Here is a 21,672-nt window from a genome sequence, read left to right as displayed (position 1 = left end):
CCTAAATTTCATATGTTTCTGATGGTATATCTTGATGCGCCACTTCTATATTGTAGTCTTTAATATTTAACCCATATTCTTTAAATACTTCATTATATGTTTCTAAAGCTTGTTCGTTGGTATTACATTCTTTACTTCTATGAGCTAAGACGATTTGCTTTGTTTTATCGCCAACTAATTGTGCTAAGTTATAAGCTGAATCATTGTTTGACATATGACCCTTAACACTATCAATTCTTTGTTTTAAATAGAATGGTCGATTGGAAGTGAATAATAAAGTGATATCATAATTAGATTCAAAGACATACATGTTAGCATTTTTAAGTAGTTCATGATCCCGGTTTGGCAAGTATCCGATATCAGTTATATATACTAGTTTCTCTTCTTTATATTTTATAATATATCCTACCGCATCACTAGAATCATGGGAGATGCTGATTGGAAGTATTTCTACTTCATTAATCATAAACGATTCATATGGAGTAATATACTTTAATTTAGAAGGGTGAAGGTTGTCTTTAACCTTATAATACATTCCTTCAAATGTATCTTTAGTTAGGTAACAAACGGTGTCTAATTTCCTTAAAGAAACATCTAATCCTTTTATGTGATCTCCGTGTTCATGAGTTATAAGAATTCCATCTAAATTTTCAATAGTTAAATCTCTTTGACTTAACCGTTGATTAATCTGTCTAAATGAGATTCCACAATCAATTAAAATTTTGGTGTTATTTACTTCAAGAAAAGTAGCGTTCCCACCCGAACCACTAGCTAAAACTGTAATTTTCATTTTACCACTCCAATACAATAGAAATTATACTATATTTTCCATTTTTTACAATAAATTCATTGTATTATATGTTTATATATATGTAAGATACTTTATATCCTATAATAATGGCTAAAATATATTGTTTTTATAGTAGTAAAATGATATTATAGATATTGCGTAAATAATAAGGAGTGATTTAACAATGAACAAAGGAACTGTAATAAGAGCAGGAATTATTTTCGGACTATTTGTTATTATCTTAGGGGCTGCCTGGATAGTAAGTTCAGTGAAAGACAAAAACGATTCTGCAGCTATTTCTGACCCAAGTGAAGCGTATCTTACTGTAGGAGATTATACGGTAACGAACCAAGAATTATGGGAAAGAATGTTATTAAATGATGGTATATCATATTTAACACAATACATTGAAAAAGAATTCTTCTTCGCTAGTGAAATTGCAGAAGTAACTGTCGATGAAGTTAATGAAAAAATTGAATTTTATAAATACGGTACTAACGATGAAACTGAATTAGCAGATATCTTTGCTGATGAAGATGTAAGAGCTAAATTGGAGAAACAATTTGAAGATAGCATGAAAGCTATTGATTATGATCCTTCTTCTATAGCTGATTTAACTAGATTCGTCGAATTAGAAATTGCTAAGGAAAACTATGTTAGAGCTTATGTAACTAACGCTAGTGATGATGATGATTTAGCTATTACTAACGATGATTTAGAAACATATTATGAAGAAAACTATTTTGGTGATGTTTGTGCTATTAACTTAAAGTTCAATAGTGAAACAGAAGCTAAAAATGTATTTAATGAATTCTTACTTGTACCTAACTACAACTCAGGTTGGGGTTTATATGATGGTACTGATGGAGATATCGCTGATTTAGGTACTGGAGATTTTGATGAAGATAATACAGTTCAATTAACTGAAGAAGAAGTTTTAACTCAGTTCATTAAAATGTATAACTACATGAATCCTAGTAAACCTGAAGTATTAGAAACAGAAACTGAAGCTACAATCTGTTTAAGCCATACTGAAGAATTCACATATAATTATAATGATATGTATGAAGGGCAAACACTTGGTTCTCCATATTCATTATTAGCTAATTATATGTTTGATACTTTAAACTTTGATGATGATGGAGCTAGATTCTCATTTACTTTACAAGGTTTAGGAGAATTTGAAATCTTAACTTATAAAGTAAGCCAAGAAGAAGTTCCAGTATTTGCTGATTTAACACAAACTGAATTAGATGATTTAAAATTAGAAATCGTTGATAGTTATATGACTACAACAATTATTACTAATATTACATCTGCTGTTTGGGATGATGCTGAATTTGAAATTTTTGAACCTATCTTAAAAATTAAACATGTTGCAAACGGTGGAGACGAGTACAATAACTCAGGTAGTACTGAAAAAATAGCTACAATTAATGGTACTGATATTACTGCTGATATGTTATTTGCTTATATGGAAGATAAAATTGGTACTTACTATACAATCGATATGATGAAAACAATCATGTTATTAAATAGTGATGCTTATACTGAAATCTACGAAGGTGAAACTGATTACTTAAATAGTAGTAACGAAACTATCGTAGGACATAGAGACGAATTCCGTACAATGAAAACTGCATTTGGTAGTGGAGCTTATGCTTCTTATGGATTTGACAATAGTATTTATTCATGGGATGAATTCTTAATCTTAGCATTTGGTGCTGATAATGAGAATGATGCAATCTTCAACTTATTCGTATTAGGTAATTTACAAGCTTACTTAGTAGGAGATACTGTTGATTATGCTAAAGCTGCTAATTTAATCCAAACTCAAGTTGATGAATATTTCAATCTAGATATCGTTCACTTATTAGTTTATACTGATATGGATAATGATTTAACACCTGATGAATTTAATGATTATGTTGATGGTTTAACAGGACAAGATTTATTAGATTATGAAGCAATTAAAAATGAAGTTGAAAGTGTTATCGAAGATAAATTAGATGACGAAATGAATTTCTCTGAAATCGTTGATGAGTTCAATGACAGTTTAATTGGTGATACTGAAAATCCTTGGGCTAATGCTAAAGCATACGGATTCCATATCTTAACTCAAGATTTAAGTTCAACTGATAGTTTAACTAACATTAACACAACTAGCTATGATGAAGACTTTGTAGCTGCTGTTAAAGACTTATATGATGAATATGTATTCTTATTAGGTGCTAGTGCAACTGACGTTGATGAATTATATGATGATGAATTAATCCAAACAAACTTCGGTTTACATTACTTATACTCAGAACAAGGAAGTGCATTTGAAATGCCTACTGCTGTTTATAGTGAAAGTGATGATTTAGATAGTGAATACCCAATTGAAGCAAATGGAGATACTTTAATTCCTAATGCAATTCAAGTAGGTCTTTATATCGAAATTGAAACTGCTGATCAATTAGGTAAAGCTACAGATGCTAAATTACCTACATCTGTTTATCAAGCTATTGATGCATTCTATGGAGCAACTTATGATTCTTATTATTCTTCAGGATATTATCAAGTTGTAGCTGCACAATACATCTTAGATAACAATGGTACTTATGGAACAAATAATACTGATAGCATCGCTTATTTAAATGATGTAATCGGAGTATTACTAGATTCAACATTCCCAGAAGGATTTATTGTTGATTAATTAACTAAAAACCTCAATTAATTTTGAGGTTTTTTTTATACAATATTATAAAAAAAAGACCTTTTAAAGGTCTTTTCTATAGTTTTGATTTATAGTATCTTTCACGGTCTAAGACAGGGATAGAAGGTGTGAATTCACCTGGTTCTATTTGTTCTAGAGTTTCTTTTAAAACTGTCATTTTAGAATCAATATTATCAATAAAGTGAAGAATTAATGCTTCAGGAATATTTGTTTTCTTTGGACTACCATAATTACCATAGTAATGATGAGATAAAATCATGTGTTGAAGTAATAATACTTCTTCTTTTTTTAAGTGTCCTAATTCATAAGCTACTAATTCAATTTCTTTTACACCCATTGTAATATGTCCAAGTAATTTACCTTCTTTGGTATATTCTGGACCAGCGTAGTTCGATAGCTCTTCTACTTTTAAAACGTCATGAAGTAAGATACCAGCGATTAATAGATCTTTATTTAGGAATGGGTAAACATCCATAAATCCATCAATTAACTTCATCATTGTTGAAGTATGATAGCTTAATCCACCAATATACGCATGATGGAATTTTGTTGCTGCTGGATAAAGATAAAAATCTCTTTCATGTTTTTTGTAGATTGTATCTACTACTTCTTTAATAACTGGGTTTTCGATTTGTTTTACATATTTCTCAATAATAGTTTTCGATTCAACTGAATCGACTGGACTATACTCATAGAAAGTACTCATTAATTCTTGGCGTCTTTCAAAAGCAATCTCGCTATCATCAATATGTGTAAACTCTAAAACTTCTAATTGCTCTTTTTCTTTGAAGATGATTGGTTGACATTTAAACTCATAAATTGAACCAACATCTAGTTTTGAGTTTTCATCTACTCGTAATGTGTAACCTTCTTTATTCTCTGCTGTAACACGTAATGTATTTGTATCATATGATGTACTATTTACTGTTTCTAATTTTGCATAAAACGATTGTTCCATACACTTCACCTATTTTCTTTTTAATATGTATGTTGTGATTTCATCTACGTTTATTTTAGCTAATAAACGACGTGATTTCTTACGACCATCAAAGATTAAATTGTATCTTCCTTCTAAGTCAATTGTTTCTTTTTCTTGATTATTTTTGAAGATAACAATTATATCATTTTCAACATCTTTTAATTTATAAATAATGGTTCCTGATTCTAAGCAATGAATCTCAATGTAATCCCTAATTTTTGAAGGAGCAGTTAAGCGGAATAAATCATATTTCTTTCTAATTCGGATTAACTCTTTGATTACTTCAATATCACGCATATTTTCATCAACTAGATTCCAATCAACTAGGTTAATTTTATCTGGTGATTTATAAGAGTTTTCTACACCTTGTTTAGTTCTATAAAACTCCTGTCCACAATGAATAAATGGAACACCTTGCGAAAGGATAACCATTGCTGTAGCTAGTCTTTGACGTTTTTTAATTTCGTCTTCTTTAACATCTACTCCTAAAGCACCAATTGCCTTATCGTAGAATGAGTTATTATCATGACATTCAACATAATTAATTGATTGTGATGGATAACGGAATAAGAATTTATGGTTTGCGCTACCAAGAATTATATTTTTAATATCATCTAATTTAGCATTAGAACCAAGGGCATAACCTTTTTGTTTTGAATCAAAAGTTGCACCTTTAATAAGTTCTCTTGTTTTATCATTGAAATGTCCAATGTTAAATAACAAATGTTTATTATACATATGAGCGCTTCGTTCATAACCAATTTCAGTTGGCATTCTCCAACCTTCACCATAAACGATTATATCTTTTCTAAAACGGTCTAGTTTTTGACGTAAGGTATTCATTGTTTTAATATCAATTAATCCCATTAAATCAAATCTAAAGCCATCTACTTTGTATTCTTTTGCCCAGTACATAACGCTATCAATGATAAACTTTCGAACCATTTTTCTTTCTGTAGCTAGATCATTTCCACAACCAGAGCTATCAGTCATTAATCCTTGTTCGTCAAAACGATATCCGTAACCTGGAATGATTTTCTCAAAAGCAAACCATTTGTGATCAAAGACATGATTAAAGACAACATCCATAACTACTCTTAAATGATTTTTATGTAAGTTATCAATTAGTTCTCTTAACTCATTGATTCGGGCGTAAGGATCGTCAGGATCAGTACTAAACCATCCTTCAGGTACATTATATTGTTCAGGGTTGTAACCCCAATTATAATGTTTTGTTGGATCAGATTCATCTACTCCACCAAAATCATAAATAGGTAATAACTGAACATGGGTAATTCCTAAATCGATTAAATAATCTAATCCAGCTTTATTTCCTTGTTTAGTTGTTAACCCTGGCTCTGTGTAAGATTTATATAAACCGGGATATGTTGCATTTGTCGAATCACTAATCGTAAAATCTCTAACATGTGATTCATAGATTACGGCATCATTCGGTACACCACTAAATTTAGGTCTTTGTTGACGCATTTTATATAGTTTAGCAGGGTCGATAACATAACTATATTCAGCGTTAGCATTTGAACTAATTCCGTATGGATCTACTAATGTATGTTCTTTACCATTTACGTAACTGATATAACGGTATTTATAACCTTCATAATCACCGCGTAAACGTAAATACCAAACACCCTGATTATCATATTCCATTGGAACTATTTCGCTTGCACCTTGTTTATCAACTAATTCTAGTTTCATATACTTAGCTACCGGTGTCCAAATTTTAAATTTAGTACGGTCTCTTCGATAACTAGAACCTAAATCAGTATTTTCGTAATAATAAATATCATCGAATAATTCAGTGCGAACTATTTTCCCTGTGAATAACTCACTAGATTCATTATTATCATCAAAAATATGATACATATGATTTAATAAAATGTACCCGTCAAATCTTGTTATATACTTTCTTTCGTTCCCTAATAACTCTGTAGAGATGATTTCTAAATCAATCTCTTCATCATTCCCGATTACTTTAAATGATTTTACAAAGTCATCACGGTATTTATTGGGAACAATTACCGTTATTTGACTAAAATCATCTAAGTACGAATAAAATTTGCTACTCATTGAGATCTCCCATTTCTTTTTGTAATTCTGCTACTCTTCTTAAAGAGAATTGTTTTAATACTTCATACTCGTTAGGCATTATACCCATAATTACATTATAAAGCAAGTCATCAATTACTAAACTAATTAATCTTCGGTTATTCATCGTTGTTAGAGCTAAGATGTCTTGTCCTTTGAATTTAAGATCACATACATCCATTACTGGCATATCTTTGTACATGTCCATAATAAATTGCTTTTGATCTTTATATCCTAGTAAGACATTGATTCTGTTTGTAAGTAAACATGGATCTAATTTATTTGAAAATAGTATATATTTATTAAATTCGTTTTCTTTTGTTACTTCATGTAAGTTAACTACCTGTTTAATAAGTCGGTAGTTGTTATTACTAAAACGCCAAGTATCTTCTAAATCTCCTAAAATGTCAGAGATAATAAACACTTCTAAAGGATAGACAAATTCTTTTATGTTACTGATGTATTCTAAACCTTTATCTATACCGTATAACTCTTCACTAATACCTGTTTTGACTAAATATTTAATAGCTTTCTTTTGATAATCACCATTAAATATTTTGTCCAGTTCAACCATAATTCTCTCGATTGTTACAGTCTTTACTAAATGTTTTAAAGAAGTTATTGCGGCTAAGGTTTCTAATTCAATATCAAAACCTAGTTTACTGACAAAACGAAAAGCTCGTAATATTCTAAGGGCATCTTCATTAAGTCTTTCTTTAGGGTCATTGATTGTTCTTATAATTTTATCTTCAATATCTTTTAAACCATTAAATTTATCATTGATATTTTCATTTTCATCCATATATAATGCATTCATAGTAAAATCACGACGTTTAATATCATCAAAGACTTCTTTAGAAAAAGATACGTCTTTAGGATAACGATGTTTAGCGTATTCACCCTCTAAACGAAATGTCGTTACTTCATATTTATGATCATCAATTATAACTGTAACTCCTCCAAATTTTCTACCAGTATTTTTGACATTTTCAAATACTTCATCTACTTCTTCAGGAGTTGCACTTGTTGTTATATCGATATCATCTGATTTCAAGCCTATGACTTTGTCTCTAACATAACCACCAACGATATATGCGTCATAGCCTTTAGACTTTAATCTTTTTAAGATTCCTTTTGCATTTTCAAAATATCTATTCACTTAAATCACCAATAAAAATTATACTATACATATAGAAAGATTTCCACAAATAGCGTATTTTTTTCTTTTAAGAAGTGTTATACTTAAATCGGTGATTTGATGAGAAGTGTAAAAGAAACTATTAGTAGCGAAACAGTCATAAACAAGAGTAGCTTTATCTGTTATTTAACACCTGTAGGTAGTGTTAAAACAGTAAATTCTATCCTTAAGGAATTACGTTCTGAACATCCTAATGCAAATCATCATTGCTACGCATATATTATTGGTAAGAATCAAGAAATCCAAAAATATAGTGATGACGGAGAACCAAGTAAGACTGCCGGTATGCCAATGATTGAAGTTTTAAAGAAACAACAACTCACAAATATTCTTGCTGTAACGGTTAGGTATTTTGGTGGTATAAAATTAGGTGCGGGTGGACTTGTTAGAGCTTATACTAAAAGTGTAAGTGAAACAGTTATTGAAGCCACTTTTACCATTTTAGTACAATACACCAAAATGAATATAATTATCCCGTTTGATCAAATTGGAAATGTGGAGAAATACCTGAGAGATAGTTACCACCTTATTAATACTGAATATACTAATGAAGTAATTTATACGATTGAATTGAAAAGTGAAAATTTAGCGAAAATGAAAAACACTATTACTGAACACACTAAAGGTGTTGCTAAATATAAGTATATTGATGAGTACGAAAGATACGAATAAAAAAAGCAGACAATTTGTCTGCTTTTTAATTGGTTAAATTTATTGATAATTCAATAACATGCATTAATGATCTTGTTAGTAAGTATGTAAATATAACAACAACAAAGAAATATAATAATTGCATTCGTCTTGGTTGTGTTCCTTTCTTAAACAATTTATCGAATTGAAGTGTATTAAGAAGTTGTAGATTAATAACTAAAAAGATAAAGAATAATCCTAATTCAAATAGTGTTAATAACAGATCGTTCATAAGCGTCTCCTAACTAGTTGTATCATCAACTGGTGGTAATACATAAGCTCCAGTTTCAATAGCAATTACGATATTATTTGGAAGGCAAGTTAGAGGGTATAAAGTTGAGTTTGTCCACCCTTGAGTTTGACAAATATGTTTTGGACTTTCCTCATCAATTACCTTTACTCTATTATTATCATATTTAATGATTACTCCGTATGGATTAGATCCTTCAACATGAAAAATAAATTCATCCTCATCAATCTCAATAATTCTAGTATTATCGAAGATTTTATAAGAACCATCTTCTAATTTAATCTCTAATATCTTTGTACTGTTATAGTAAACAGCTGCAACACCATCTTCGATTGTGTTCTCACTATTTAGCTGTCTAAATATTAACCAACTACTTAATGCAGCAATTAATATAACAGTAATTAATATAATATCTGATTTCTTCATATAATCACCTTTTTATTTTGTCATTATATTATAACATATCTATAAGATAAGAAGAAAGAATTCGAATAACAAACACACTTTTTTTATTTTCTTTATTTACTTTACTTTTTTAATACATTTAGTTCTTATACTAACTTTATATTAATTTAATTTTTTTTATTTAGAATATTCATTAACGGCTTTATTAAAGGGTTTCGTATTAACTGAAAACATTGACATTTAGTAAACAAACTATTATAATTATAGAGAATTAAAAAAAATAATATTAGGAGGAATTTTTTAATGAAAAAGTTATTAGCATTATTTGCTGCTATCGCTTTAACACTTACATTAACTGCATGTGGTGGAGAAGCAAAATTACCTGCACAAGGTGAAATTGATATGACAAATGTTGATGAGTACTTAAACAGAGAAAACGTACAATACGTTGACTTAAGAAACTTTGATGACAAATTAAACAAAGGGTATATCGCAGGATTCGAATTTATTCCATTCTTCGATTACTTACAAGCTGAAGGAATCATTACTGGACAAGGTGACACTACTGCTGTTGGTGATGCAACTAGATTAGAAGCTTTATTTGATAAAGACGCTGAAGCAATTTTCTTAATGTGTCAATCAGGAGGACGTGCTGGTTGGGTTAAAGCTGCTTTAGAATCATTAGATTATACTAACGTTTATAACGTTACAGGATTTGGAACTTACGAAGGTAACAACGTTGTTACTGGAGACGGATCTTACGTATTAGAAAACGAAGTATATGGTACTTACACTCCTGGTGTATATGTTGCTTCTGCTCCTGCAGATTCACACGGGAATGTTTACTTTGTAGTATTAACTATTAGCGCTAACGGTGGAATCGAAGCTTTATACATTGATTCAGCTGTTCCGGGTGAAGAAGGTTCTACAAAACAAACTTTAGGTGATGCTTACAACATGGTTGCATTTAGTGATCCTACTGCAATCGCTGAATGGTATGTTCAAGCAAACACTTTATCTGCTGCAATCGTTGCAAACCAAGGTTTCGACGCTGCATGGGCTACTGATGGTTTAGCTGGAGTATCAATCGGATATGACGAAATTGAAGTAGCATTCAATGCTGCATTAGTTTTAGCTGAATAATTACTAACTTAAACACAAAACTAAAAGAGAAACTTAATTGTTTCTCTTTTTTCTATGATTTTTTTAGTTCTAAGCAATTCTAAGGCTATACTATCAATCTATACTCATATGCGAAGTAAATCAAATATAAGGTAAAAAAAAGAACGTTCAAATGAACGTTCTTTTACTATTACATTTTAACTTTTATTGCATCTACTCCATTAGCATCGTTATCATATGTTTCTAAGAACTCTGCGATATCTTCTCTCATTTCTGCTGTACCTGGTTTGCATTGTGATAATTTAGAATCTTCATTAAGAATAGCTTGTGCCATTGCTTTACAACCGGGATTACCACATAAACCACAGTTTTGGTTTGGTAGTAAATCAACGATTCCTTGTAGTCTAGGATCTTCTTCTACATGAAGGGCAACACTTGCTCCCCATAGTAATAAGGCTAAGACAACACTAACGACAGCAGCTAAAATAATTACATATACCATTATACAATTCCTCCAAATCCAACGAAGATCATAGCCATGATGAAGGCAGTGATTAACGCGATTGGAATACCTTGCCAGTTACGTTTGATTGGATAAGCAGCCATTTCTTCACGGATAGCACTGAATAAGAATATTACAAGTGCATAACCGATTGAAATACCTAAAGCATAAACAGTTGCTTCAAAGAATGTTGGAACTTGTCCTGCAGCCATTAAGATTTTACTTGAACCTGTACCATTAACAGTAACATCAATTGCTACCCCTAATACCGCACAGTTAGTTGTAATTAATGGTAAGTAAACTCCAAGTGCACTGTAAACAGTAGCACTAAATCTTTTGATAACCATTTCTACTAGTTGAACAAATGAAGCGATTACTAAGATAAATACGATTGTTGATAGATATTCAATACCGTTAGGTACTAATACTTTATGATAAATTACATAAGCAATCATTGTACTTAATGTGATTACGAATGTTACAGCCATACCCATTGATAAAGCACTTGATTTCTTAGTTGAAACTCCTAAGAATGGACAAAGACCATAAAACTGGTTTAATACAACGTTACTAACGAAGATTGCACCAAATGCGATTGCGAGAACACTCATCTATGCCACCTCCTGTTGTTGTTTGTCTTCTTTGTTAAAGCGGATCTTATTAACTTGTGCTACTAAGATTCCGAATACCAAGAATGCACCAGCTGGAGCTACTAAAATTGAAATTTGATACGTTTCAGGGATTAATTGTAATGCTAAGTCTCCCCAAATTGTAATAGAACCTGAACCTAGTAATTCACGGAAGAACGCAATTAATACGATACCTCCTGTAAATCCTAAAGCCATTCCAAGTCCATCAGCCATTGATTTAACTGGACCATTTTTAGAAGCAAATGCTTCTGCACGTCCTAAAATTAAACAGTTAACTACGATTAAACTTAAGAATGTTCCTAGTGATGCTGCTAAATCTGGTACAAATGCATTCATTAACATTTCTAATACTGTAACTAATGAAGCGATTACTACGATATAAATCGGAATACGTACTTCATTTGGTACAAAGTCTCTAATTAATGAAATTATTAAGTTTGATAATACTAATACGAATATAACACCCGCACCCATTCCAAGTGCATTCTCAACACTACCTGTTACAGCAAGTGTTGGACACATTCCAAGGAATTGGACAAATGTTGGATTTTGCTTGAAGAATCCAGCTGTGAACACTTCTTTTAATGATTTTGGTTTTCTAGCCATTAAGAAGCACCTCCTACTGAATTGTCTGTGTGGAATTTAAGAATTTGATATACACTATCGATTAAACCGAAGTGAGTATCGTCTCCACCTGTTGTTGTTGATACACCTGAAACTGCATCAATGTCTGTTGAAGTACCAAATGTCGGATCTGTAGCTGGTGTGTAATTAGCAACAAATGTTCCATCATCTAAGCCTTCAAAGTTTAGAAGCCAATCACTTGTTCTAAAGTCATCACCTTCGCTACCATCATAGAAACCAAATCCAGCATTAATCCAAGTTTCGTCTCCTGAGTAAACATTAATTTTTACAGTTGTTCCTGTTAAATCAACACCAATTGTATATAGTATGTCTGAATTGTTTCCAACATATTTTCCGGCATATACATATCCAAGTAATGCTGCTTCTGCATCATATGCTTCATATACATTAACAATTCCGTTTTTATAAGTATAATCACTGTAGATAGTTGTGAATGAAACTGCATCAGGGAATGCTGGAAGTAAATTAGCATCAGCTATTACAACGTCATCACGTAAAGGATATTTCTCATCGTGGTATGTTCCTACTTGATTTAAAGTAGCTTCGATACTAGCGATTTGTGTTTCATATCCTACTATTACATCTAAAGTTATATCTTCAGTTACTGTTAAACCTACGATTTCATCTGCGAAATAATCAGTTCCATCAAATACTGTTGGATCAGTAATTAACAATTCAGAATCTAACAACACTAAATCTGTAGTTTCTAGAACTCTTAAACCTGTATAGTTACCATCAGGATCAACTCCGACTAAGAATTGAATAAATGTTGGACCGTTATTGTAGGCTCCTAAAGTATTAACGTAGTAAACAGTTCCTAAGATATTTCCTAAGTCATCTTTAACATCATAAATGTTTGAGATATTTAAGTTTGCTACTTTTTGTTCTTTTACATCTTCAATTACTGTATTATCTGTAAACTCTACTGATAATTGTTCTTGGTAGATATCTAGTAATTCTAATGTTGTATAACGAATGATTCCCATGTATTCTCCTTGATGGAAAATTGAGATTCGTTGCATTGCATCTTGCCAAGTACTATATGAAGTTGTAGCTCCACCTAAATCATCAAATGCACCTTCGAATAAGAAGTCTTGATTTTCACCTTCTAATTGTGCCCATCTTGCAGAATCTAAAATTACTCCACCCCAATCAGCGGTATCGCTATTTTTAGTTGCTTGGAAGTTGAATACTGTATTATCAGCTAAATCAACAACTAAGAATACTTCTGCGTCTGGTTTATATGATTCATATACTTCAAAGTAAACAGCGTATTCAGTAGTACCGTCAGTTGCTGTATAAGCTCTGTCGATTTCAAAATCTTCTAAAGATTTGAATCCTGTAACTACCATCTCTTCGACTACGAATGAATCTCCAAGTACACCATTTGTAAATATTTTGTCTTTATCTGCTTGTGATAATTCTGGGAATACTCCAGCTGAAGCATGAAAAGCTTGAACATCAGCAAATGATTGTTTCCAAGCACTTGTTGTTACTGAAGCACCGGTTAAACCATCAAATCCACCATTACCAACAGCTTCTAATAGTAATCCAGGGAATTGTGTCCAGTTTGCAGAATCTGCAATTTGTGCACCATAACCTGCTGTATCATTTTGTGATATTGTTTTGTATCCTGTGATTGTTCCTTGGTTGTCTAAACCAACAACATATGTAATATCAGAACTAAATCCTCTAAATACTACAGTATAGACTATACCAACTAAGATGTCTCCATTCTTAATCTCTTTCGCACCAGTGATTGGTGAACCAGAGAAATCAAATTCTGAATCTATTACATCCCAGGTAGTACCTGTAATAGCAGGGAATACTTCTTCGACTGCAGCTTGTATTTCTAATCTTTGTCTTTCATCTATAATCGGGGTAGTTAGGTCTTCTACAAAGTAAACAGCAACACTACTTAAGATTACTACTAATGAAAGCATAAATACGATTTTCAATCCTTTAAACATTAGAATAACCCTCCCATCAATGCTGTCGCATTAAATAGTTCAATAAATCGACCTTGAAGGATAAATCCTAAAACAAGTCCAGTTAAAATTACAACAAAGAGTGAAATAACCACTGTTTTAATAAATGTTGATTTGTTAGAACGTTTAACTGTTCTATTTAGGAATGGTGTAATCATATTACCGAATAATACGGCAAATACAATACCTTCTGGGTTTGTACCAAGTACACGAACAGCCATTGTAAGAATCGCAATTACTACTGCATAAATGATTTTAGTTTCCCTAGAAGTTGGACTAGATATTGTTTCACTTATTAAGAAGACAGCCCCGAAGAGGGTTAATCCTGTTAACAAGTTAACTAATGTATAAACTAACATACCGTTTAAATCAAAGTTAACAAAACCAATTCCTAAACTAATTAAGATAACTGATAATACGAATACTCCACTACTTCTTAAATCAACAACTTTGTTGATTAATAAGTAGATGAATAAAATGATTAGTAGAACGGCAGCTGTACTACCGATAGCTACTGCTTCGTAGTTACCAACTAATAAATTAGCTAAATTGAAGTTTGAAGCTCCACCAGCTAATGCATCTTTCAACATTAATAACGGAGTTCCTTCAACGATCATTTGGCTAGCAAATGAGATATTCGCAAATAAGACACCGACTAATACTGGATTAAAGATGTAATATCCATATCCACCAAAGACGATTTTACCAGCGTAAACACCAACTACAACTGCTAATACTAATACGTAAATAGGTGTAACTGTAGGTAATAATAATGCGATTAATAATCCTGTGTTGATTGGATCAACAAGTCTTTTATATTTTGTAAATTCTTGGGCTTTACCTTCTGTTAATGCATAAAGCAGTTCAAGTAAGACACTTACTCCAACTCCGACAGCTAACATTAGGAAAGATTTGAATAATTCATCTGGCGCCCATTGTGCACCTTCCTCAAGTAGAGGTATAAATGCTCTGGTAAAGATTGCTCCTAGAGAAACGATGATAAGTGAGATGTGAAGTGTTAAGAGTTTTTTGTATGAACGTTCTTGATTTGTTTTAATAGGAGGTTTTTTCGTAGTAAATTCCATATGTATATCTCCTATCCGACACGACGTTTAGCACGTCGTACCCATTCTAGTACGTTTATTTTTGAAGGACATACGTAAGTACAAAGTCCACACTCAATACATTCACTTGTATTTAAATCAACGATACGTGCATTAACATTTCTTAACTCAGCATCCATGATGTTTTGTGGTAAGATTCCTGCTGGACATACGTCGTTACAGTCACCACATTTGATACACACTTCTTCTTCATCTTCTCTAATAACACCAACGTTAACACTGTCAACGCTTGATGTAATACTAAATTCATCTGTCTCTAATTGGTATCCCGTTAAGAATGAACCAATGTGTAAGTTTAAGCTATCTGTGATTTGGTAGTTTTGTAAATCTTCTACGATATCAGTGAATAACGTTCCTAATCTAACTTCATATAATGCATTTGCTTTAAATGCATCTCCGGTTACAGCAATTTGGCGTTTAGTGAAAGGCAAGCTATTTACTACTGCGTCGTATGTTGCTTTAGCAGCACAAACTGTAGTATATATAACACCGTCATCTAATAAGTTATTAGTAAGAGGTTTCTTAATAAGTTTTCTGATTAGTTTATAATCATCGCCTTGCATTTTTTTAGAATTGATTGTAATAATCTCAATTCCTTTATCGACTGTTGCTTTTCCTAAATTATATAATGTTTCTTCATCCATAAATTTATCAACGATTAAGTACAAGTTTTCGGTATGAGCAGCTCGTCCTAATAATTTAATACCAAGAGCGATTTCTTCTGCGCTTTTCTTGATGTACTCATAATCAGTTGAGATAAATGGTTCATTTGTATATGTAGCGTTTATTACGATGTAGTTAACTGGTTTGTTGAAATCAACATCAGTGTATAAACCATCAACACTGATTTGATTAACACTCATTTCTTCTAAACGGTTTTTAATTTCAGATGGACTAGCATCTAAAGTTAAATCTTTATATTTTACAGTTGAATAGTTGTAGTCATTTTCAATAATGACATGATCAATTTTTTTACCGAAACGATCTTCTAATTCTATAAATCCTTCAACAGTTCCACTTACTGTTGAAATAACTGGTGTTTTGAATTTTCCATTATACTTATCGGCAATTACTTGTCCGACTTTAACTTCTTCAGATTGCTCAACTAGAACGTTGGCAATTTTAGAAGTTCTATCAGTTAATGGGATATATACTTTTCTAGGATCTAGAAATTGTTTATTTTCCGTTATCATAAAAACACCTTCTATTCTTTCGTGAACTCTTTTTGTGAGTAGGTAGTGTGGATTAAGTCTTTTAGTTCTTCACTATAAGTTTCAGTAACTAACTTATTGTGAGTAGGATTTGATAGTTCTAGTTCGTCGTTTTGGTGTAATGCTTTAGCTCTTAGTTTGATTACTTCTTCAATTGGTAATGAATTGAATGGCATTCCGCCACCATTGATACATCCACCTGGACAAGTCATCATTTCAACTAAGTGATATTGTTTCTTAGAAGCTATTTTAGCAAACATTTCTTTGAATGCTGCACCACCATGACAGATAGCAACATTTAATTTGTTTCCTGCGATAACTACTTGAGCTTCTTTGATCATTCCAACTGCTTCATTGAATTTTTCGCCTCTTACTACTTTGAAGTTAATTCCTTCAAGTGGTTTAGAGTCTAATAATTCTGATACTGCGTTTAGGGTAGAAATTAATGCTCCATGTTTTACAAGTGGAGTTTTTTCACCAGTTAATTCGTTTTTATATTCTTTGTTTTCTAGTTTTTTGTAATTAATGTTTTTGCGTTTTAATAGTTTAGCTAATTCACGAACAGTTAGAACATAATCAACTTCGTTATTAAGTTCATCTCTTGTAATTTCGTTTTTCTTAGAAGTACAAGTATCGATTGTCACAACTTTTACATTGTCTTTTACTAATTTTTCTTTTAGTAAAGCAGCTTGTAATGTATGTGGTGATTTAACTGTTGATAAATTATCTAATAGTTCTGGTTTGTATAACTCTAGGTAACGATTAGTTGCAGGACAAGTTGAAGTGATTACTGGGAAGTTTTTACTGTTTTCTAATCTAGTAATAACTTCTTTTGCTGTTGCATAACTTTGCATATCTGTTCCAAAGTCTAAAGTTGTTACCTGATTGAATCCTACTAGTTCTAAAGCACTAATTGTTTTACCGAACGTTTCATCAACATCAGTATCTAAGTCATAACCAAATTCTTCTGCTAATGCGCTATTAGCTAGAGTATTGATTTGAGCAATAACTTTAGTGTCTTTATCGCGTAGTAATGCTTCAACTTCTTTTGTATGATCAGTTTCAAATAACGTACCTGTTGGGCATGCTTTAACACATTGGCCACAGAAAGTACAACCTGCTTCATCAAATGCTAATCCTGGAGTTGGACTTACGATAGGATTAATTCCATCTTCGTCTCTAAATTTTAATACTTTTGCTGTAACTACGTTTGTACAAACAGCAACACATCGTTTACATAAAACACATTTTGATTGATCTTGTGATATTCCACTTCCATATATCTGTTCAGGATTTCTTCCTATTCCTGGTCCAAATTCTTCAAATGTAACATCGAACTCTTTTAATAAGTCGTAGAACTCACATTGTCCATCTTTTGGACATCTCCAACAATCGAAGCGATGTCGAGATGCTAAAAGCTGTAATGTAGCTCTTCTTGAATTGATGACTTTTTCAGAGTCTGTAGCAATAACCATTCCGTTTTTAATTTCTGTGTTACAAGAAGATACTAAGTCTTGTTCACCTTCTACTTCAACAACACAAATACGGCAAAATCCAATTTCATTTATTTCTTCTAAAAAACATAATCTTGGAATTTCTATACCGATGCTTTCAGCAGCTTTAAGGATGGTTGTACCACTTTTGACTTTGACAATTTCACCATTGATAGTAACTTTAGCCATTTTGCTCCTCCTTAATATTTCTTAACCGGGTTGTATAAAATGTTGTAGCTGTTTTCTAGAACAACTTCCATGTTTTTACCAATGTCCAACCCTACACTGCATCGGCTTGCTCGTAAATTATATACGATTCGCTCTATTTCTTTTAAAGTTTTCAAGGTCGCCTCACCTTGAATATATTGTTCAAATAATGATTCTAACTTAACGACACCATCGCGACATGGTATACATTTCCCACATATTTCCGGATGCGTTGATTCTAAGTATGATTTAACATTACTAAATAGTTCTTCTCTATCTAGTTTTGTATCAGCATCGAGAATCCATTTTTCGAACAAAACATTTACTTCTTGAGACTTACTTGTCATTGCGTTCACCTCTTTTCGCGTAATAAAAAAATATAACCTATTTAATTATAACAAAAGGCATTTCAAAAGTGAATATAATTTTATTATATTATTTAGAAATCTTTTGATATAATATTATATACAATTCTGTATAATTTGTTATAATAAAAAACGGCAGTATTAGGAGGCGTTTTTATGAGAAACATATTAATAATTTTGGCATTATCATTGCTAGCTATTACCTTAGGTTCTTGTGAGCAAACTGAGGAACCATTAGTTATAACTGCAGAAAGTGAAATTTCTATGGAAAATCTAGATTTATACCTTTTTAGAGATGATGTTCAATACATCGATCTAAGAAACTTTGAATCTTCATTTAAATACGGAATCATTGAAGGCTTTGATGTTATACCTTTCTTTGATTATTTAGACTTCCGTGCTTTTAATCGCGATCGTACATATGAATTTGACCCTGACCAAATTTTAGATGAGCGAATCTTATTAAGACTTTTCGAACCTGAAAAAGCAATCTTCTTATATGCTGATGGTTGTATTAGAAGTGGTTATTTAAAAGACGTATTAAACTACTTGGGTTACGAAAGAGTATTTGTAATTGGTGGTTACTATGAGTATTTAGGAGAACACGTTATTGGAGGTTCTGGACACTACAATATTGGTAATACCTTCTATGATACTTATATTGATGAGACTAATGATTTAACATATGTTATGTATGGTGACTTCGATGTGGCAAATAATATTACCTATATTAGATTTGATATTTTGAATGACGAGAATATTTCAGTAAGATATGATGTTGAAATGAACATGGATTCTACATTGACCATTGTTGAGAACTTTCTTACTGATGAAATATACAACTTTAATGAAGTTTATGAGGACATCTATGATCACGACACGCTTTTATATCTTCTACTTGGTTCTGAATGGAATAGTTTAGAGAGTCTTGTAGCGCTATTAGAACTTGAATATATAGATTAATTATTATGCAAATTTGTATTGCTTTATAAATTAATATTTTATATAATAAGAAAGAGATTTTAAGTCGATAATAATTTGAGAGGATGAATATTAAATGAAAAGAATAGTTTTATTGATTGCTGCAGTCTTAGTTGTAGTAAGTTTAAGTGCTTGTGAGGACATTTGTGTTGGACCTGAGTGTTTAGGTGAAGTTGGTGCAGGAGAATCTGATGGTTACTCAAATGGACAAGGGGAAGCAGTTCCTTTCGTTCATCTAAATGGTGAAGGTCACGAAGTTGATATGAACGCATACGTTTTAATGGAATATAATAAGTTAGCTGATTATGTAATTTATCAATTAACATACTTATCATGTACTTGTCGTGATGGTGACGTTAACTTCTGGAATACAGTATATGTACAAATTAATAAAGGTACCAATGATATTAGATTAATTTCTTGGCACTATGATTTTAACTCAAAAGGTGACGAAGGTCATTACTTAGCTGGAGCTTGGGGAGACTCAAGTGGAGCTGCTGAACAAGGTGGAATTACTTTAGAAGATCTTGAAGAAGGATACTTCCCATGGTTCTTAGAAAAAACTTTGGCAGATTTAGACGGTATGGTTGTCGCTACTAATGGTACATTACATGGTATGACAAATGCAGGAGCTGTTGATTTTACTGAAACTAATGGTTGGGACGTTGATGATTTCTCAGCAAGTACAGTAAGTACTAATAACTTCTTAAGAGTTATGATTGAGTTATTAAGATATCACGAAGCAAATTATTAAAAATAAAAACTGGGAAACCAGTTTTTTTATTTACAGAGATATATAAAATTGTTATAATCTCTCTTGAAAGGATGAATGACATGAAAAAAATAATAACATTAATTTTAACATTACTTATTACTTTAGTACTCAGTGCTTGTAATAATGGTGATATAACTTTTACTCTTCAAGGCGAAACTCAAGTTAACTACACATTGAATGAAGAGTATGAAGAATCAGGATTCGTCGCTTTAGAAGGTAATACAGATTTAAGTGAATATGTAACTATAACACACACAATAGATACTGAAGTTGCAGCTGATTATTTAGTAACCTATTCTCTTGACTATAATGGCCAAACAAAAATCTTACAAAGAAAGATTATGTACCGTGAAGATGGTTGTTTAGTTATTAATGATACTGGTACAACACAGTGTACTGTTAATTACTCTCAGTATTTACATACATATATCAAACTAAGCATTTTTTACGAAGGTGATGAATACAATAATCAATCAAAAACTATTTTCGAAAATGTCGAAAACATCATAAGTGATTATCATAACCTAAGTGATAAATATGAATTATATGATGGGTTTATTAACGTAAAAACTATTAATGATAACCCAACCCAAACTCATACTATCGATGAAAGACTATTTGATATGATCCAGTTTACACTTGATCATCAAGATGAAGTGAATAACCTATTTAACTTAGCACTCGGACCCGTCTTACAAGTATGGCATGATTATCGTGAATTAGCTGATCCATTCTCAAATGCAGCTTTGGAAATTCCAGCTATGTCATTATTAAATGAAATGAATCAATATACTGATTCAAGTAAAATAGTTTTAGATGATGAGAATTATACAATTACAATGGAAGAGAATATGAGTATTGATTTAGGTGGAATGTCAAAAGGATATATTTCGAATATTTTAGTAGGGTATTTAGATTCATTAAATCTAAGTGCATATTTACTTAATAACGGAAACTCTAATATCTCAATTGGTGGAACTCATCCAATCAGAGATCATGGTAAATTCATCTTAGCAGCAACAGACCCTTCCGGACAAAAGTACCCTGGTTACGCAACAATATTACTAGGTGATGGAGATCAACTTGTTACTAGTGGTGATTACCAACAATACTTTACAGTTGATGGTGAACTTTACCATCACATCATTAATCCTAATACGTTAATGCCTGAAAGATATAGCAGATCTGTTAGTATAGTTGTTAATGGTGATGCTGGACTAGCCGATTTATACAGTACAGCAATCTTTACCATGAGTATTGAAGATGGTATTGAATTTGTAAATAACACTAACGACCTAGAAGCTATTTGGTATGGTCTTGATGGTACTATTCATTATAGTGCCAACTTTGAAGAGTTATACTTAGGTGACATAATAGAGTAATTAAATAAAAACAAAAAGACATTACTACACATACGGGAGTTACCCACTTGTGATAAAGTATTGTCTTTTTTTCTATATTATTTGAACGTA

20 protein-coding genes are annotated in these 21,672 nt (G+C 31.6%); 6 read left to right on the top strand and 14 right to left on the bottom strand.

The window, feature by feature from the left end:
• Position 1 precedes the first annotated feature (1 nt).
• Entirely contained in the window at positions 2-790 is a 789-nt protein-coding gene (locus KQ51_RS04035; RefSeq protein WP_038469206.1) for an MBL fold metallo-hydrolase, read from the bottom strand.
• A 184-nt stretch (positions 791-974) separates the two neighbouring features.
• On the opposite strand from KQ51_RS04035, the gene KQ51_RS04030 reads away from it, so the two are divergent.
• Positions 975-3,488 (top strand): hypothetical protein, encoded by a 2,514-nt coding sequence (locus KQ51_RS04030; protein WP_038469204.1) that lies wholly within the window; start codon positions 975-977, stop codon positions 3,486-3,488.
• Positions 3,489-3,564: 76 nt separating this feature from the next.
• On the opposite strand, the gene KQ51_RS04025 is transcribed toward KQ51_RS04030, so the two are convergent.
• The 3 genes from KQ51_RS04025 to KQ51_RS04015 are packed head-to-tail and all read right to left on the bottom strand — an operon-like array spanning position 3,565 to position 7,753.
• Positions 3,565-4,467 (bottom strand): 3'-5' exoribonuclease YhaM family protein, encoded by a 903-nt coding sequence (locus tag KQ51_RS04025; RefSeq protein WP_052609164.1) that lies wholly within the window; start codon positions 4,465-4,467, stop codon positions 3,565-3,567.
• Between the two features lie 9 nt (positions 4,468-4,476).
• Positions 4,477-6,576 carry a type I pullulanase gene (pulA, locus tag KQ51_RS04020; protein WP_038469201.1) on the bottom strand — a complete coding sequence of 700 codons (2,100 nt, stop codon included), beginning with the start codon at positions 6,574-6,576 and terminating at the stop codon, positions 4,477-4,479.
• Positions 6,569-7,753, bottom strand: a complete 1,185-nt coding sequence (locus tag KQ51_RS04015) for a CCA tRNA nucleotidyltransferase (protein ID WP_052609162.1) — start codon at positions 7,751-7,753, stop codon at positions 6,569-6,571. The genes pulA and KQ51_RS04015 overlap by 8 nt, the downstream gene beginning before the upstream one ends.
• 99 nt (positions 7,754-7,852) lie before the next feature.
• Between KQ51_RS04015 and KQ51_RS04010 the strand changes: the two genes are divergently transcribed.
• The gene (locus KQ51_RS04010) at positions 7,853-8,464 is read left to right on the top strand and encodes a YigZ family protein (protein ID WP_052609159.1); all 612 of its coding nucleotides are present in this window, start codon (positions 7,853-7,855) and stop codon (positions 8,462-8,464) included.
• A 25-nt stretch (positions 8,465-8,489) separates the two neighbouring features.
• Here KQ51_RS04010 and KQ51_RS04005 read toward each other — a convergent pair whose 3' ends face one another.
• Positions 8,490-8,714, bottom strand: coding sequence for a DUF1146 family protein (locus KQ51_RS04005; protein WP_038469198.1), 225 nt, complete (start codon positions 8,712-8,714; stop codon positions 8,490-8,492).
• Between the two features lie 9 nt (positions 8,715-8,723).
• Positions 8,724-9,158, bottom strand: coding sequence for a NusG domain II-containing protein (locus KQ51_RS04000; RefSeq protein ID WP_038469195.1), 435 nt, complete (start codon positions 9,156-9,158; stop codon positions 8,724-8,726).
• A gap of 282 nt (positions 9,159-9,440) precedes the next feature.
• Between KQ51_RS04000 and KQ51_RS03995 the strand changes: the two genes are divergently transcribed.
• Entirely contained in the window at positions 9,441-10,280 is an 840-nt protein-coding gene (locus KQ51_RS03995; protein WP_038469192.1) for a rhodanese-like domain-containing protein, read from the top strand.
• Positions 10,281-10,449: 169 nt separating this feature from the next.
• Here KQ51_RS03995 and KQ51_RS03990 read toward each other — a convergent pair whose 3' ends face one another.
• From KQ51_RS03990 to KQ51_RS03955, 8 genes are read right to left on the bottom strand one after another with little or no spacing between them, the layout of a single operon-like run.
• Positions 10,450-10,761, bottom strand: coding sequence for a (Fe-S)-binding protein (locus KQ51_RS03990; RefSeq protein ID WP_052609157.1), 312 nt, complete (start codon positions 10,759-10,761; stop codon positions 10,450-10,452).
• Positions 10,761-11,372 (bottom strand): electron transport complex protein RnfA, encoded by a 612-nt coding sequence (locus tag KQ51_RS03985; protein ID WP_038469190.1) that lies wholly within the window; start codon positions 11,370-11,372, stop codon positions 10,761-10,763. The genes KQ51_RS03990 and KQ51_RS03985 overlap by 1 nt, the downstream gene beginning before the upstream one ends.
• Positions 11,373-12,017: an electron transport complex subunit RsxE gene (rsxE, locus tag KQ51_RS03980; RefSeq protein ID WP_038469187.1), complete on the bottom strand. Its 645-nt coding sequence runs from the start codon at positions 12,015-12,017 to the stop codon at positions 11,373-11,375.
• Positions 12,017-14,026: an FMN-binding protein gene (locus KQ51_RS03975; RefSeq protein ID WP_038469185.1), complete on the bottom strand. Its 2,010-nt coding sequence runs from the start codon at positions 14,024-14,026 to the stop codon at positions 12,017-12,019. Before KQ51_RS03975 ends, rsxE begins: the two co-directional genes overlap by 1 nt.
• Positions 14,026-15,129 carry an RnfABCDGE type electron transport complex subunit D gene (locus KQ51_RS03970; protein ID WP_038469182.1) on the bottom strand — a complete coding sequence of 368 codons (1,104 nt, stop codon included), beginning with the start codon at positions 15,127-15,129 and terminating at the stop codon, positions 14,026-14,028. Before KQ51_RS03970 ends, KQ51_RS03975 begins: the two co-directional genes overlap by 1 nt.
• 11 nt (positions 15,130-15,140) lie before the next feature.
• The gene (locus tag KQ51_RS03965; RefSeq protein WP_038469180.1) at positions 15,141-16,361 is read right to left on the bottom strand and encodes a 4Fe-4S dicluster domain-containing protein; all 1,221 of its coding nucleotides are present in this window, start codon (positions 16,359-16,361) and stop codon (positions 15,141-15,143) included.
• An 11-nt stretch (positions 16,362-16,372) separates the two neighbouring features.
• Positions 16,373-18,061, bottom strand: coding sequence for a [Fe-Fe] hydrogenase large subunit C-terminal domain-containing protein (locus tag KQ51_RS03960; protein ID WP_038469177.1), 1,689 nt, complete (start codon positions 18,059-18,061; stop codon positions 16,373-16,375).
• Positions 18,062-18,072: 11 nt separating this feature from the next.
• A complete protein-coding gene (locus KQ51_RS03955) occupies positions 18,073-18,426 on the bottom strand; it encodes an NADH-ubiquinone oxidoreductase-F iron-sulfur binding region domain-containing protein (protein WP_038469174.1) in 354 nt (117 codons plus the stop codon).
• A gap of 174 nt (positions 18,427-18,600) precedes the next feature.
• Here KQ51_RS03955 and KQ51_RS03950 point away from each other — a divergent pair, with 174 nt between their 5' ends.
• From KQ51_RS03950 to KQ51_RS03940, 3 genes are all read left to right on the top strand, one after another.
• Positions 18,601-19,407 carry a hypothetical protein gene (locus KQ51_RS03950; protein WP_038469171.1) on the top strand — a complete coding sequence of 269 codons (807 nt, stop codon included), beginning with the start codon at positions 18,601-18,603 and terminating at the stop codon, positions 19,405-19,407.
• Between the two features lie 94 nt (positions 19,408-19,501).
• Entirely contained in the window at positions 19,502-20,179 is a 678-nt protein-coding gene (locus tag KQ51_RS03945; protein ID WP_038469169.1) for a hypothetical protein, read from the top strand.
• Between the two features lie 80 nt (positions 20,180-20,259).
• Entirely contained in the window at positions 20,260-21,582 is a 1,323-nt protein-coding gene (locus KQ51_RS03940; protein ID WP_038469167.1) for an FAD:protein FMN transferase, read from the top strand.
• Positions 21,583-21,672: the final 90 nt, after the last annotated feature.

This window comes from Candidatus Izimaplasma bacterium HR1 (assembly GCA_000755705.1).
In the GTDB taxonomy this organism is placed as follows: Bacteria; Bacillota_I; Bacilli_A; order Izemoplasmatales; family Izemoplasmataceae; genus Xianfuyuplasma.
The sequence above is the reverse complement of the archived record's forward strand: the minus strand, read 5'-3'. Positions and strand labels throughout refer to the sequence as shown.

Excerpts from the sequence above, each read along its gene's own strand:
- KQ51_RS04035 (WP_038469206.1), bottom strand. The coding sequence starts at position 790 with ATGAAAATTACAGTTTTAGCTAGTGGTTCGGGTGGGAACGCTACTTTT.
- KQ51_RS04030 (WP_038469204.1), top strand. The coding sequence starts at position 975 with ATGAACAAAGGAACTGTAATAAGAGCAGGAATTATTTTCGGACTATTT.
- KQ51_RS04025 (WP_052609164.1), bottom strand. The coding sequence starts at position 4,467 with ATGGAACAATCGTTTTATGCAAAATTAGAAACAGTAAATAGTACATCA.
- pulA (WP_038469201.1), bottom strand. The coding sequence starts at position 6,576 with ATGAGTAGCAAATTTTATTCGTACTTAGATGATTTTAGTCAAATAACG.
- KQ51_RS04010 (WP_052609159.1), top strand. The coding sequence starts at position 7,853 with ATGAGAAGTGTAAAAGAAACTATTAGTAGCGAAACAGTCATAAACAAG.
- KQ51_RS04005 (WP_038469198.1), bottom strand. The coding sequence starts at position 8,714 with ATGAACGATCTGTTATTAACACTATTTGAATTAGGATTATTCTTTATC.
- KQ51_RS04000 (WP_038469195.1), bottom strand. The coding sequence starts at position 9,158 with ATGAAGAAATCAGATATTATATTAATTACTGTTATATTAATTGCTGCA.
- KQ51_RS03995 (WP_038469192.1), top strand. The coding sequence starts at position 9,441 with ATGAAAAAGTTATTAGCATTATTTGCTGCTATCGCTTTAACACTTACA.
- KQ51_RS03990 (WP_052609157.1), bottom strand. The coding sequence starts at position 10,761 with ATGGTATATGTAATTATTTTAGCTGCTGTCGTTAGTGTTGTCTTAGCC.
- KQ51_RS03985 (WP_038469190.1), bottom strand. The coding sequence starts at position 11,372 with ATGAGTGTTCTCGCAATCGCATTTGGTGCAATCTTCGTTAGTAACGTT.
- rsxE (WP_038469187.1), bottom strand. The coding sequence starts at position 12,017 with ATGGCTAGAAAACCAAAATCATTAAAAGAAGTGTTCACAGCTGGATTC.
- KQ51_RS03975 (WP_038469185.1), bottom strand. The coding sequence starts at position 14,026 with ATGTTTAAAGGATTGAAAATCGTATTTATGCTTTCATTAGTAGTAATC.
- KQ51_RS03970 (WP_038469182.1), bottom strand. The coding sequence starts at position 15,129 with ATGGAATTTACTACGAAAAAACCTCCTATTAAAACAAATCAAGAACGT.
- KQ51_RS03965 (WP_038469180.1), bottom strand. The coding sequence starts at position 16,361 with ATGATAACGGAAAATAAACAATTTCTAGATCCTAGAAAAGTATATATC.
- KQ51_RS03960 (WP_038469177.1), bottom strand. The coding sequence starts at position 18,061 with ATGGCTAAAGTTACTATCAATGGTGAAATTGTCAAAGTCAAAAGTGGT.
- KQ51_RS03955 (WP_038469174.1), bottom strand. The coding sequence starts at position 18,426 with ATGACAAGTAAGTCTCAAGAAGTAAATGTTTTGTTCGAAAAATGGATT.
- KQ51_RS03950 (WP_038469171.1), top strand. The coding sequence starts at position 18,601 with ATGAGAAACATATTAATAATTTTGGCATTATCATTGCTAGCTATTACC.
- KQ51_RS03945 (WP_038469169.1), top strand. The coding sequence starts at position 19,502 with ATGAAAAGAATAGTTTTATTGATTGCTGCAGTCTTAGTTGTAGTAAGT.
- KQ51_RS03940 (WP_038469167.1), top strand. The coding sequence starts at position 20,260 with ATGAAAAAAATAATAACATTAATTTTAACATTACTTATTACTTTAGTA.